Annotated in this window: 13 protein-coding genes and 1 pseudogene; 12 read left to right on the forward strand and 2 right to left on the reverse strand. The window is 37.3% G+C overall.

Annotation, left to right across the window (positions count from 1 at the left end):
* The 12 genes and pseudogenes from VF06_RS41700 to VF06_RS35295 form a co-directional block, all read left to right on the forward strand.
* A pseudogene (locus VF06_RS41700) lies at positions 1-218 on the forward strand (hypothetical protein); the annotation flags it as partial.
* The gene (locus VF06_RS35245) at positions 215-793 is read left to right on the forward strand and encodes a bilin-binding protein (RefSeq protein WP_099066250.1); all 579 of its coding nucleotides are present in this window, start codon (positions 215-217) and stop codon (positions 791-793) included. The pseudogene VF06_RS41700 and the gene VF06_RS35245, both read left to right, overlap by 4 nt.
* A 292-nt stretch (positions 794-1085) precedes the next feature.
* The gene (locus VF06_RS35250) at positions 1086-2249 is read left to right on the forward strand and encodes a serine/threonine-protein kinase (protein ID WP_099066249.1); all 1164 of its coding nucleotides are present in this window, start codon (positions 1086-1088) and stop codon (positions 2247-2249) included.
* Positions 2250-2578: 329 nt separating this feature from the next.
* Entirely contained in the window at positions 2579-3127 is a 549-nt protein-coding gene (locus VF06_RS35255; RefSeq protein ID WP_099066248.1) for a COP23 domain-containing protein, read from the forward strand.
* Positions 3128-3163: 36 nt separating this feature from the next.
* A complete protein-coding gene (locus VF06_RS35260) occupies positions 3164-4639 on the forward strand; it encodes a S1 family peptidase (RefSeq protein WP_099066247.1) in 1476 nt (491 codons plus the stop codon).
* A 429-nt stretch (positions 4640-5068) separates the two neighbouring features.
* On the forward strand, positions 5069-6073 hold the full coding sequence (locus VF06_RS35265; RefSeq protein ID WP_099066246.1) for a S1 family peptidase: 1005 nt from the start codon (positions 5069-5071) through the stop codon (positions 6071-6073).
* A gap of 432 nt (positions 6074-6505) precedes the next feature.
* Positions 6506-7369, forward strand: coding sequence for a phycobilisome linker polypeptide (locus VF06_RS35270; protein WP_099066245.1), 864 nt, complete (start codon positions 6506-6508; stop codon positions 7367-7369).
* A 36-nt stretch (positions 7370-7405) separates the two neighbouring features.
* Positions 7406-8164 (forward strand): phycobilisome rod-core linker polypeptide, encoded by a 759-nt coding sequence (locus VF06_RS35275; RefSeq protein ID WP_099066244.1) that lies wholly within the window; start codon positions 7406-7408, stop codon positions 8162-8164.
* 169 nt (positions 8165-8333) lie between these two features.
* Complete coding sequence (locus tag VF06_RS35280; protein WP_099066243.1) at positions 8334-8870, forward strand: phycobiliprotein lyase; 537 nt, start codon at positions 8334-8336, stop codon at positions 8868-8870.
* A gap of 134 nt (positions 8871-9004) precedes the next feature.
* Positions 9005-9634 carry a chromophore lyase CpcT/CpeT gene (locus VF06_RS35285; RefSeq protein ID WP_099066242.1) on the forward strand — a complete coding sequence of 210 codons (630 nt, stop codon included), beginning with the start codon at positions 9005-9007 and terminating at the stop codon, positions 9632-9634.
* On the forward strand, positions 9628-9966 hold the full coding sequence (locus tag VF06_RS35290; protein WP_099066241.1) for a CpeR family transcriptional regulator: 339 nt from the start codon (positions 9628-9630) through the stop codon (positions 9964-9966). The genes VF06_RS35285 and VF06_RS35290 overlap by 7 nt, the downstream gene beginning before the upstream one ends.
* 192 nt (positions 9967-10158) lie before the next feature.
* A complete protein-coding gene (locus VF06_RS35295; protein ID WP_099066240.1) occupies positions 10159-11169 on the forward strand; it encodes a phycobilisome rod-core linker polypeptide in 1011 nt (336 codons plus the stop codon).
* A 122-nt stretch (positions 11170-11291) separates the two neighbouring features.
* Here VF06_RS35295 and VF06_RS35300 read toward each other — a convergent pair whose 3' ends face one another.
* Positions 11292-11987, reverse strand: coding sequence for a matrixin family metalloprotease (locus VF06_RS35300; protein ID WP_099066239.1), 696 nt, complete (start codon positions 11985-11987; stop codon positions 11292-11294).
* Positions 11988-13235 carry a TerD family protein gene (locus VF06_RS43190; RefSeq protein ID WP_244918110.1) on the reverse strand — a complete coding sequence of 416 codons (1248 nt, stop codon included), beginning with the start codon at positions 13233-13235 and terminating at the stop codon, positions 11988-11990.
* Between the last annotated feature and the right edge of the window lie 62 nt (positions 13236-13297).

The following is a 13297-nucleotide window of genomic DNA, read 5'->3' on the forward strand; positions in this document are numbered from 1 at the left end:
GGGAGATGGGGAGATGGGGAGATGGGGGAGATGGGGGAGACAAGGGAGACAAGGGAGACAAGGGAGAAAGATTGCTACCTTGTCTACCTTGTCTACCTTGTCCTCTTCCCATGCCCAATGCCCAATGCCCAATGCCCCATGCCCCATGCCCCATGCCCAATGCCCCATGCCCCATGCCCCATGCCCAATGCCCAATGCCCAATGCCCAAAACCTATGACTCAATTAACCGAAGCCGTTAAGCAATTAATAGCCAAAGCTAGAATTGTCAGCTTTGCTCAGTGGAAACAGTCCCATCCTCAAGGTGCTATCGATATATTCCAAGTTGCGGATGATAATCTCCGCTATCTTAGCGACGAAGATTTACTACAAATTGAAACTTTAGCACCTAATAATTGTGCCTTAATTCCTGTTGCTCAATTATTACGCGATCGCGCAGCCGAAATTGTGGATGAGGCAAGAGTTCAGGTTTTGCTGACTTATCCAGAAATTATCGAGCCTGGGGGAGGTCTTTATCCTCCTGAACGCGCTCAAGCTTGCTGGCGAGATTTTTGGCATTTTCTCCGCTGCATCACCTATGGTATTGCAGGTAGCCACGCTGAATATACTAGTCCCACAGGACTGCACTATATGAATTTGCTTTATCAGGAATTACAAGTTCCTTTGGATGCTATGGTTTTAGGATTAAAAAATATTAAAGCTGCTAGTTTGAAACGCTGCCAAGCCAATGACCAAGAAACTCTGACTCCTTATTTTGACCATTTAATCACCCAACTAGCCGCTTTCAAAATTTAACTAGTGTCAAAAAATTAGTGAGTTTGGTTTTTAGCGATGTAGCTTCAAAATCAAATGAAAATTTTTATCTAAAAATTGTATTTAAAAATACAATTTATTTAACGCAAATATGTTGTTTGAAATGAGATTGCAGTGTGTTGTATTTGGCGATCGCTAAATTGCCGTCCTCAGTAACTTTTGCTACGGTACTAATATTCAGTAATAATTTGAAAGTGATAAGTGTAGTCTTTTGACAAGTCCTTATTGTTGAGTTATTCTGAAAATTGTATCGGTGTCTTTACGGCTGGTAAAAATGACTAGGACAAAGCTCATTATCGGAGGACACTACGAAATCTTACGCAGCTTGGGTCAAGGAAATTTTGGGCAAACTTACCTAGCGGAAGATTTACACGCGAGAAAACGTAACGTTGTAGTGAAGCAGTTTTGCTTTGTTGGTCATAGTCAAACAACTTTGAATAAAGCTAAGGAATTATTTGAGAGGGAAGCAGAAGTCTTATACGACTTGAGTAACGAGCTGCAAAACCATCAAATACCGCGGTTTATAGCATTTTTTGAAGAAAAGCAAGAATTTTATCTAGTAGAAGAATACATTGCAGGACAAACACTCAGAGAAGAGTTAGCTCAAAAAAACAGACTACCAGAGCATGAAGTAATAGATTTGCTCAAAGATGTTTTATCTATTCTCAAAGTAATAAATGAAAAGCGAATAATTCATCGAGACATTAAACCAGACAACATTATTATACGTGCCAATGATGGCAAACGCACAGTGATTGATTTCGGTGCAGTAAAAGAAATATCACGAGTAGTTAATACTCAATTTCAAACAAAACAAACAATAATTTATACGCCAGGATATAGTCCTTTAGAGCAACTAAAAGGCTCAGCAAAATTCAATAGTGATATATATGCTCTGGGAATGACAGCCTTAGAAGCGTTAACAGGGTTGGAACCAGAAAAATTAAAAGACGAAGCGGGTAAGGTAATTTGGCCTGATGGCATTCAAGCAAGCGATGGCTTGGTAGAAATACTCGAAAAAATGGTTAATGAAGACTATTGCAGTCGATATCAATCAGCAGCAGATGTATTGATTGATTTAGTTGAACTAGAAAAACCAAAAAACACCTTGATGCTTGCGCCAAAAAATTATTTACCAGTTCAAACCATACACAAAACTCTTTTACAGCAAAGAAGTATCATTCCTCAATGGTTTAGGTTTCCAGTATTACCACTGATAGTTATAGCGGTATTTGGTTCGACATCGTTTTTTAGTGTCAAAAGATTGTTGATGCCTCTAGAAAATAACTCTAGTGTTTCTCAACCAAAACCACAAAAAATAATATCGAAAGAAGCTAGTGAAAAATCTTCCAATTTACCTAATAAAAATAATAACAATCAAAAAAATATTAATCCTTGTCCTCCGATTCTGGCACCAGGCAAAACTTGTCAAAAATGATGAAATACCAATAGCATTAGTATGATCGTTCAGAATCCCAGATTACAAATCACATTATTTATTCTTAGTGTCTTTGGTAGTCTTGCAACGCTAGGAAACTTTGCTTATACTACTTGCGATCGCATTGATTGTTGGAAGTACATAAAACTACCTCAAGAAAGACTAAACCCATGTCCTCCCATCTTGTCCCCTGGGAAAGATTGCAATGACTCATATAGTCAAAAAAATATATAAAATACTAAAACTTAAAATACCCACTACCTTCGTCTAGATAAAATACCGAAATATACAAAAAATATTCTTTCTATCATTGCTTAAGAGGCATAAAAATGAACTCCAAAAAAAGTTTGTCTTTCATGGCAGCGTTGATGTTGACATTAGCATCTGCTATTGCACCCTCTACAAATGCCCAAGCCAATACAACTGAAGGTTTTGTATGCAAAAAATCTAATGGTACATGGACAACTATTTACCAAGACTCACGCAGAGAAAAACCGTTTATTCGTTGGACTTCTGACTTTGGTGGTTTGGCTAAGTATACGCGGGAACAACGCTGTCAGGAAGTGACTAACAGATTAAATTACTACATGTTGAATCAACGTCCATTTTACATGACTCATGGTAGAAGTGAAGATGGAAAGTATCCCATTATTTGCCGGACTGACAATAATGGTGGTGGTTGTAAGGGACTTATTTACACTCTAGACCCTAACACGCGCATACCTCCTAATGCGATCGTGCAAGAATTACTAGAAATTGTTAACCCTGAAGTAGGGCCTTCAATAGGTGTACCAGCAACAAGTTGTCCCTTGTATGTTAATGTTCGTTTATATTTGCAAGGTAAATCTAGTGCTAAATATGTTTGTAGAACTAGATAATTTTAGACTGAGACAGCTTGGAAAAGCACTTCGCTGATGAAAGGAACTTTGTCTTTAATCTGCACTTTAGCCTGCGTTTGTGTACTATTGTTGGAAGCACCAACGCAGGCTATTAATTTTTTAGTTATCGCTCAAACAAATTCTAGCAAAAACAAGTCCGATGCTGAAATCAGAAGTATTGCTAAAAAAATTACAGTTCAGATATTGGAAGCAAATTCTCAACAACAAGAAAACTCAATTGGAACTGGGTTTATAGTTAAAAAACAAAATCAAAATTATCAAGTATTAACTAATGACCATGTAATTAGCAAACTGCAAAGTGGATATCAGTATCAAATTAAAACTTATGACGATCGCATTTACAAAGCTTCTTTATATAAAAAGGCAAATAATTTCAATAACTATGACTTAGCCATCCTCACTTTTAGTAGTTCTGTGGGATACCAAACAGCAAAATTAGGTAATTCTTATAAATTGCAACCAGAAGAAAAAGTTTTTGTTGCTGGGTTTCCATGTGAATCTACTTTATGCAAACCTAAACTGATAATTAAATCAGGTGTAATCGCTCCTATAGAATTTCTCTTACAGAAAAAAACTTTAATTGAAGGCTATAGAATAGGATACGATATTGATGTTCAATCAGGGACAAGTGGCGGCCCAATCATAAACACCATAGGTGAAGTAGTAGGGGTTAATGGCAGAAGTAAATCTGTAGAATCACCCTTTGCCAATACTCCAGACCAATACACATTTACTGATAAAAGTCAACCCAATAAAAATATTAAATTATTGATGAGATACTTTGCTTGGGGTATTCCGATTGAATATACAAAACTGGATGGTAATACAAGCTCACAAATAGAAAATACTCCTAGATTTTCTGCATTAGACAACGTACAAAACAATTCTGAGCCAAATTTACAAACTCCAGCGATCGCACCCAACAATAGTTTAATCATTATATTTATTATTTTATTTATCTTGGTCATTGTTTGGTTGATTTTCAACCAGTGGAATCAACGTAAAAATGACCAAAAATTTAAATTTATAGAAGATAAACAAAAAGAACTAGATTATTACTTGTCTTTGTATAAAGAAGCAAATAATTCCAAATTTCAAGCTATAGAAGATAAACAAAAAGAACTAGATGATTATTTATCTTTGTTTCAAGCAAATAATTCCAAATTTCAAGCTATAGAAGATAAACAAAAAGAACTAGATTATCATATTTCTTTCAATCAAGGTAAAAATCAACTAAGATTTCAAAAGATAGAAGAGAATCAAAAACAACAGACATCTAATTTTGCTTCTGAGCAAGAGGAAATGAAGCAAGAATTAGAAACCACAAACAATTTTGTTTTATTTCAAAAAACACAAATTGATTTACAAGAGCAAAAATTAACAACTTTGCAAGAAAATTTCCAACAGCTTGTCAAAGCATTGAGAGAAGTAAAAAAATACGATATAGAAAAACTACAGAATACATTTTCGAGAGAAGAACAAGATAAGTAGGTGTGTTAAGCTATTCCACATAAATATTGCACATTGACTCCATTAGACCGTTGACCGTTGATTGTTGACGGTTAACAGTTAACAATCAACAATCAAAACTTTAACCAGAATAATTGATTTTTTGGAGTTACTTTACTAATTAAACTTTATAAATCAGGACTTACGCAAAAATAACGTAATTCCGTCATTACGAGCGATAGCGAAGTAATCCCCCCTGACGCTGGGATTGCTTCCCTACACTCCGTTTCGGTCGCAATGATAATATCGGCGTTGCGTAAGTCCTATAAATAATCTATTAGCTCACCTCAAGCTAACGCAGTCAACAGCATCTAATTGAATTTTTATAGCTAATTAACTTATTTTATCAATTTAAGATTAAAATTTTTAAGTAAAAATGCGTTGAAATTTGAATTTAAATTTACATTTGTGATGAAAAAATTTTTCATGCTCATGATGGCGATGGCAGCTATCATCTGTCTGAGTTCGAGTTGCGGTGATGGAAAGACTCCAATTAATAATCCTACTGCAACCGTTACTGAAATCCAACAAATAACTCCTACTCCGACAACACCTCCGACAAAACCTCCGACAACACCTCCTACTCCTATAACTTCTGGTTTAATACCACAACAAATCAATAAACTAGGAGAAGAAAGCACTGTATTTATTACTGGAAGAGGTCAACCTGGCTCTGGCGTAATTATTTATAAACAAAATAACACTAACACTTATTATGTATTAACAGCGGCACATGTTGTAGGAACTGAACCAGGAGAAGAGGAAGTTCCATACAAATTGTTAACACCAGATGGTAAAGAACATATTGTTGCAAAATACAATGATTATCAAAACAAAGTCCAAAAATTTCGGGAATCTACTGATTTAGCAGTCATAGAATTTACTGCTGAACCAAATCGAGAATATCAAGTTGCACCCCTAGCAAAATCGATATTTCAAGGAATGCCAGTTTATGCATTTGGATGGACTAGTTGCTTGGGAGGAAATCAACGACAATTTCAAAAGACTGAAGGTCAAATATGTAAAATTAACCCAGATTCTAAAAATGGCTGGAATGTGAGTTATACGAATAATATTATTGAGGGTGTGAGTGGAGGGCCTGTATTTGATTCCAATGGACATGTTGTTGCTATTCAAGCAGGACAAGGTGGCAATATTGGCCCGATATCTGATAATGGCTGTAACTCTCTGCCCATAAAACCAAATCCCAAATTTAATTATGGATTGGGTGTTCCTATTCGTGAAAACTTTGAGATTTTGCAGTCAAAACTTCCTCAAAGATTGGAAATAGAAACGCAATCAAATACTTCTTCTCAAAAAGAGTTTGTCGCTAATGTTGAGTGTCGCCAAAAGTCTCCAGTAACTCAATGTCCTCCTATTTTATCTCCTGGTGAACGCTGCGATTTTGATAGGTGAGTACTAGGTTCGAGCCTCAAAAACAACGGAACAGGGCGAAACTTGCAACATGTCTTTGTGTTGAATTCCAGTTTCATTTTATTTTGGCGATCGCCATACCTTTTTTTAAACGCCACACTGTGTGTTATTTATCACTAGTAGTTTTCTGGCTCAACACAATTTTTGCTTTACTAGCCAATTAAATACTAAAAAAAGCTTAAATTTTTTTTATGTATCATTTAACTTAACAAATTTTAATAAATATGGCTTCAGCATCGTATCAGAATGTGTAAAGGCATAATGATGTTAAAAACTCAAAAAACTTGAATTATGGACGTTCAGAGGCATTTTTAAGACTCTAGCTTTCCCTCTTGTTTAAAGTCATGTAAAGTTTTGTAACATCTGCCGAAATCCTTCTCATAAAATTTAGTTGTTTACTGGGAGATAGTTTGAATGGCTTTCGGACCAGCATCACGATTAGGGGTCGCTTTATTTGAAGACACCGATCCCATTGATCTGTGGCCAGGTCGCTCTAATGAGGAAATTGAAACCATCATTAGAGCCGTCTACAAGCAAGTTTTAGGCAATGCCTATGTGTTGGAAAGCGAACGGCTAGCCGTTCCAGAATCCCAACTCAAACGGGGTGAAATTAGCGTGCGTGAATTCGTGCGTCAAGTTGCCAAGTCGGATCTTTATCGTTCGCGCTTTTTTGATAGCGTTCCCCGCTATCGGTCGATTGAATTAAATTTCAGACATCTCCTTGGTCGTGCGCCATTGGATTTAGAAGAAACCCGTTCGCATAGCACGATTCTGGATACAAAGGGTTTTGAAGCTGAGATTGATTCTTATCTAGACAGCGACGAATACCAAGAGACTTTTGGTGAAAACACAGTACCCTACATTCGTGGCTACAAAACTGAAGCAATTCAGAGCTTGGTTCAGTTTAGCCACTTATTCCAGTTAGTACGTGGTTCTGCTAGCAGCAGTCTCAAAGGAGACTTAGCTGGTAAACAGCCAAAATTGAACAGCCTAGTAATTCAAAACACACCGACTCCTGTGGTTTCGCCACTCAGCAAGGGTGCTACATTCCGCAATCCAACATCTACTCCTCGCACCCGTCAAGGCGTGGGAGCAAGTGATGATGGTAAGATATACCGGATTGAAGTCACTGGCTACAAAGCAAATGTGGTAAATAGTATTTCCAAGTTTCGCCGTAGTAACCAGGTGTATTTCGTACCCTACAATCAACTATCACAAGAGTATCAGCGGATTCACAAACAGGGTGGTGTGATTGCTAGTATCACTCCTGTCAATTAAAGAATCTATTCACAAACTAAGCTTGGGAAAAGGTACATGGGAAGCATTGTTATAAATTCCCCCAAGGTGGAGCTGTGGCCAACTAGCTCTACTGAAGAAGTAGAAGCAGTGATTCGAGCCGTCTATAAACAAGTATTAGGTAACGCTCACTTGTTAGAAAGTCAGCGGCTTGTGACTGGAGAATCGCAACTGCGCGATCGCCAAATCAGCGTTCGTGAATTTGTGCGAATCGTGGCCAAATCCGAGATTTACCGTACTCGGTTTTTTGAAAGCACTGCTCCTTATCGGTTCATTGAACTCAACTTTAAACATCTGTTAGGCCGCGCTCCCTTAGATCAGGCAGAGATTTCTGAACATATTACTCGTACCATTGAAAACGGTTATGATGCAGAGATCGACTCCTACATCGATAGCGCAGAGTATCAAGCGAATTTTGGCGACAACACAGTACCCTACTATCGGGGAAACAGTAGCCAAGTAGGACAAAAGCAAGTCGGCTATAACCGAATTTTTGGCCTGGTTCGTGGTGCAGCTGAAAGTTCAAGTACTCTCAAGTCCTCTCAGTTGGTATACTCAGTAGCAACCAACAGTCCTGCTAAGATCAAGTTACCTTCCGTTATTGGTAGTACTGAAAAGAGATTTAAAATCCTCGTTCAAGGTGGAAGCGGAAAATTCAATAATCCTTTCCGCCGCAGTACAACGGAGTACATTGTTCCTGCTAGCAAGATGACACCGCAAATTCAGCGGATTAATCGTACTAGTGGCAAGATTGTTAGCATCACAGAGATTGTCTAAAAAATAGGGATTGGGCATTGGGCATTGGTTAAACAAGGTATTGGGCATAGCTTATTCTCATTGTTTTCCCAGTTCCCAATACCCAATCCCTAATCCCAGCTTCGATAAAAAGTAAAATAAACTACCATATAGACTGATTGTCAATTGTTTTTTTCAAATCCCCTTTGTAATGAAAATTACTGAATTCTTTGAACTTTCAATTGGACGATGGCGATCGCAACGTAGCGGTCATCACTTAGCATTCGCCCATTTTGAAGAAGTTTTATCTACCATTGACATCGAATCTCTATCTACCGACGACCCGGCAGTACGAGAAGTATGTAAATTATATGACGTTGATATTAGTATTATTACTCATCCATTCCGCATGACTTGGGAAGGTGAATCAGACTGGGACGATAAACCAATCTCTGGTAGTACAGTACTTGTACCAATTCCCGATATTGAAAATCCTTCTAAAGGTAAACTATTACGGGAAAAAGGATATGCCGAAACAATTCCGGCAATAGGTAAATACAGTTTAAGTGATGATGGTGTTTTTACCCTACTGACAGAGTATGAACTGGCTGCGGCTGAAGAAAGAATTTGGTTTGCTAACCCAAATCTCCGATTTCGCGTATCGATGATTAAAACCAGCGATGGCAAAGGCGTGACAACTGCTTCCTTTTCTTCAGAAATTCGGTCTTTGTCAAATTCAACAAGTTAGTGATGTTCACTGATGACTGATGACTGATGACTGATGACTGTCAACCGTCAACAGTCAACAATTAACGCCTATAAAAAGTGTTTTTAGCCCACATTGGCTTATCTAATTTTGTCTTGTCACACCTGAGGTTGAATATGACAATAGCACCCAGTGACTCCAACACAAAGTCTAGCGATTTGCTCACCTTAGCTTGTTGGATGGCAGGAGATTTTAGCAATCAAAAACAATCTTTTGCAAATCCCCGACTTTACGCCCACATCCACATTTTTTTTCGTCCTTTACCATTTGACTTTTTTTCTGGCGTCGGTTTTTATTCCGAACAAGCATATGACCACGATTTATGGACACCCTATCGCCAGGGAGTACATAGATTGGTAGAGTTGGGCGATGGTATTTATATCGAAAATTACAGCTTGAAAGACCCTATACTTTATGCAGGTGCTGGTCGTGAATTAGATATTCTCAAAACTATCACCCCAGATAGTATTGAACGGCGCTATCATTGTTCGATGATTTTTGTTCGAGAAGGTGAAATGTTTCGCGGTAATGTAGAACCAGGAAATCAATGTTTAATTCCTCGCAATGGCCGCAAGACATATCTTGTTAGCGAAGTAGAAATAACTGAGCGTACCTGGATAAGTCTAGATAAAGGCATGGATATTGAAACCCACGAACAAATATGGGGTTCCACTGCTGGCCCTTTGCGGTTTGAAAAACGAGAAAGTTTTGCTGATGAATTGAATGCGGTGAGCGCATTATGTTAATTCAGCTCGAATCTATTAAACCTAAAATGTTGCCTCCACAAGCTGAAAAAAAAATGCGCTGCTGGATTCGCAGTCGTCACTTGATTTGTTCAGGTAACTTTTTTATCTTCGAGACACTAGAATATACAACGATAGAAAGGTTTTCTGAATGTGTAGCTTCTTTAGGAGGAACAGTCATATCTGTTGACCCCATTAATAAAATTTGGATGGGAGATCATCGCCAAGTCATTCTATATCAGGCAAAAGCCAGTTTACATACACCTCATCACAACTTGAAACAATATTGGATAAAATACGGTGGTTTCTACACTAGATTTGATGTTCGTTGTTGAGAGCCAAAAAAAGCATAACCAACAGGAGTGGTTGTTGAGTGTTGAGTGTTGAGTGTTAACTGATAACTAATTTGAGGCATCTGCGTTTGTTAGAAAATGTAACTAAAAAATCTCCCAAAACTTGATAACTTATCAATTATTGGTATCCCATTACTTTTAAAAATATTGTTTTTTCAAAGGTTGTAAAAAAGTATGCCTATTCTTTCAGATGATGAAATTAGACAACGCCAATATCAAGCATTTTCCGAAACACAAATCATTGAACTGTGGCCTGGTAGTTCGGTTGATGACATCGAAATTGTGATTCGTGCAGTTTATCGGCAAGTTTTGGGCAATGCTTACGTGATGGAAAGCGAACGCCTGATTGCCCCAGAATCACAACTCAAGCAAGGTATAATTAGTGTCCGAGAATTTGTGCGTCAAATTGCCAAATCTGATTTGTATCGCTCTAGATTTTTTGACAATGTTTACCGCTACCGTGCTATCGAGTTGAACTTTAAGCATCTTTTAGGTCGCGCACCTGATGACTACTCTGAGATGATATATCACAGCAATATTTTAGATGAACAGGGTTTTGAAAGTGATATTGATTCTTATCTTGATAGTGACGAATATTTAAATGCCTTTGGCGATAACATAGTACCCTATTATCGAGGCTACAAAACCCAAACTGGCAAAAAGATATTGGAATTTACCAATATGCTGCAACTAGTAAGAAGTAATTCTAGCAGCGACAAGAATTTAGCAGCAAATAATAAACCTCAGTTGGTGCGATCGCTAATTACTAACACTCCTTACGGTAAACTTAAACCCACAGATGTTGGTGCATTGTTAGCTGAATTGTTCAAACCTAAGTCAGAAAGTGTTGCTGAAGTTAATACATTTTTTGCACCTAATAACGCAGCCGAACAAAGCTTGCGGCAAAAAATTCAAGAACAAGAAAATCAGATTAAAACTTTACAACAACAATTAGCAGAGTTACGACCATTTGCCAGCATCGGAACAACACAATACACCACTAGTTCGAGTTCGCAGCTTTCTGGTTTTCCAAGTACAGATAAATATACATCTTTGCAACAGCAAGCCGACGCTCAAGCAAAACAGATTACTGCATTACAAGAGGAAATTGCTGACGCTAGACGCTTGGCCGCAGTTGGAGAAGCCCGTTTAAATAAATGGCGCAGTCGCGTTTTCAATGGCTAAATTACCCACACAATAGTCAAGTAAATCGTTTGTAGTGAGGACTTTAGTCAGGAAATATTCTAAGCACTAAAGTACTTACTACAAATTTATTAAGTTCATTTGTATATTAGGGTGCATCAACTTTAAAAGTCTGCTTGTTTGCGAATGGCATGATTCATCGCGTTGATTTGTGAAGCGTGAAATGATGGTGGCATAGAGCTATGAATAATATGGTCAAGTCCATCATGCATAACATCTGTTGGTAGCGCAGAGTGGTCTAGACCTAATGTGTGCCCAATTTCATGAGCAATTGTGTTAGCAATTAAGTTAGACAATTGATTAACATTCAGACTAGCATTATAAGAAGCATAAAATACTCGATCGATGCGGATAATAGCACGGTCTGTAACCATTCCTAATTTAAAGCTAGCTACACCTAAATAATCAACTGGTTGGTTATCAGCAAATATATATACATGAGTAAAATTACTACCCCATTCCTTTGGTTCTGGCGGATCTGATGTCAAAAATACATCAACACCTCTAAAAGCTCCGTAGATTTTAGAGAAGGCATCAAAGAGAAGATTATTAATTGCTTCTCTATTTTCTACTTCGATGTACATCCCCGATATATCTACCCAAATGCAACGGCGAAACTCGCTTTTTTTGTCGCTCAAAGTTGTGCCACAACAAGGGCAAAATTCCCATTGACGTTGGATGGGCGAACGACATCCTTGACAACGGAGTTTGGGAGGTCTAGTTAAGTCTATACGTTCCCAAATTGGGACTTTTAGCTTACAATTAGGTCTGGTTAAATTTAGGCGATCGTATAGAGACATTTATTTAGATCCAGGAGTCCAATTAATACCAAATCTATAGTTTTTACTAGCTTCTTCATGTCCTAAAAAATATTTTTCTTCTTTGGTGATAATAATCTGTGATTTAATAGTTTTAATCATCGCAGCAGCGCAGAAACGTCGATTACTGTCTGGATTATTGAGTTCCAAAGATACTTCTTCGCCGTTGCTAATTTTGAAAAATATACGTCCCTGCACCGATTTAAAGTCGGGTGTCCCCTGGTAGATAAAGGCAAAGAACATGACCCGTTTGATTAAATCGGGTCTAAAAATGTAAATATTCTCACCATTGGCTGCTGCTCCAGTACGATCATCTTTATCAAGAAAAATATATGGTGAAGAGTTTTTAGAGCCAAAGCTATTTCCCAAAGGCTGAATAACTCCTTTTTGACCATTGACCATCTGATACATACACCCTAAATCAAGGTCTGGTGGTTTGTTACCACCAAGTATATTTTTAAATAATCCGCCAATGTTGCTTTCTTGCCGATTCCAGTTAAGGTTAGCGTGAATTATCAGTTGCGAAGAATTACTTGATTTCTTAAGATCAATATTGTGTGAATCACCACTTTTTTTAAGTTGAATAGCCATATTATTATAATTTTTACGGCTATCCTGCAAACTTGTTAATTTAGAATATTGTTTTTTTTCTTCTGGTTTAGTTTCAACAACATACTTGTCTACAAAACTTTTTAGCCCTGAACTATACCCTTCTCCTACCGCTTGAAATCTCCATTGATTATGCTTTTTATATAAGCGCCCAAATTCCAAAGCTGTCTCTTGAGAAAAAGCCTCTCTTAAGTTGTACCGAGCCAGAGAATTTTTATTTTCTTGGTTGTAAATCTTAATAAAAGCGTTTTTTATTTGGCTAAAATTTTGATTTTTTTCTTGTCCTTGATGAATAGTGACAACAAAAACTATCTCCTGAATAGCTGGGTTAACTTTTGCTAAATCAACATAAATAGTTTCATCATCTCCATTTCCTTCGCCAGTTCTATTATCTCCTGAATGTATTAAAGAACCATCGAGCGATCGCAGATTATTGTAAAATACAAAATATTTATCATCAGGTATTTTACCATCTGCATTTAACATAAACACCGAAGCATCAATATCATAGGTTTCTCCAGCTTGATTGATTTGCCAACCCAAGCCAATAGCTACCTTTTTTAAACTGGGAGCTTCTTGAGAAAGATTAAATCTACCACCTTTACTTAATTCAATTTCCATTTCAGATATATCCTCTAAATTTTTTATTTTATTAACTTAAAAAATTATCAATTTTAACGAAT

The sequence above is a fragment of the Nostoc linckia z4 genome, from assembly GCF_002608075.1.
GTDB classification, from domain to species: domain Bacteria; phylum Cyanobacteriota; class Cyanobacteriia; order Cyanobacteriales; family Nostocaceae; genus Nostoc; species Nostoc linckia.

What these genes read in the sequence shown, in the direction of transcription:
- VF06_RS35250 (WP_099066249.1), top strand. Translation starts at nt 1,086, where the DNA reads ATGACTAGGACAAAGCTCATTATCGGAGGACACTACGAAATCTTACGC.
- VF06_RS35300 (WP_099066239.1), bottom strand. Translation starts at nt 11,987, where the DNA reads ATGTCTCTATACGATCGCCTAAATTTAACCAGACCTAATTGTAAGCTA.
- VF06_RS35270 (WP_099066245.1), top strand. Translation starts at nt 6,506, where the DNA reads ATGGCTTTCGGACCAGCATCACGATTAGGGGTCGCTTTATTTGAAGAC.
- VF06_RS35285 (WP_099066242.1), top strand. Translation starts at nt 9,005, where the DNA reads ATGACAATAGCACCCAGTGACTCCAACACAAAGTCTAGCGATTTGCTC.
- VF06_RS35295 (WP_099066240.1), top strand. Translation starts at nt 10,159, where the DNA reads ATGCCTATTCTTTCAGATGATGAAATTAGACAACGCCAATATCAAGCA.
- VF06_RS35260 (WP_099066247.1), top strand. Translation starts at nt 3,164, where the DNA reads ATGAAAGGAACTTTGTCTTTAATCTGCACTTTAGCCTGCGTTTGTGTA.
- VF06_RS35290 (WP_099066241.1), top strand. Translation starts at nt 9,628, where the DNA reads ATGTTAATTCAGCTCGAATCTATTAAACCTAAAATGTTGCCTCCACAA.
- VF06_RS35255 (WP_099066248.1), top strand. Translation starts at nt 2,579, where the DNA reads ATGAACTCCAAAAAAAGTTTGTCTTTCATGGCAGCGTTGATGTTGACA.
- VF06_RS35280 (WP_099066243.1), top strand. Translation starts at nt 8,334, where the DNA reads ATGAAAATTACTGAATTCTTTGAACTTTCAATTGGACGATGGCGATCG.
- VF06_RS35245 (WP_099066250.1), top strand. Translation starts at nt 215, where the DNA reads ATGACTCAATTAACCGAAGCCGTTAAGCAATTAATAGCCAAAGCTAGA.
- VF06_RS35265 (WP_099066246.1), top strand. Translation starts at nt 5,069, where the DNA reads ATGAAAAAATTTTTCATGCTCATGATGGCGATGGCAGCTATCATCTGT.
- VF06_RS35275 (WP_099066244.1), top strand. Translation starts at nt 7,406, where the DNA reads ATGGGAAGCATTGTTATAAATTCCCCCAAGGTGGAGCTGTGGCCAACT.
- VF06_RS43190 (WP_244918110.1), bottom strand. Translation starts at nt 13,235, where the DNA reads ATGGAAATTGAATTAAGTAAAGGTGGTAGATTTAATCTTTCTCAAGAA.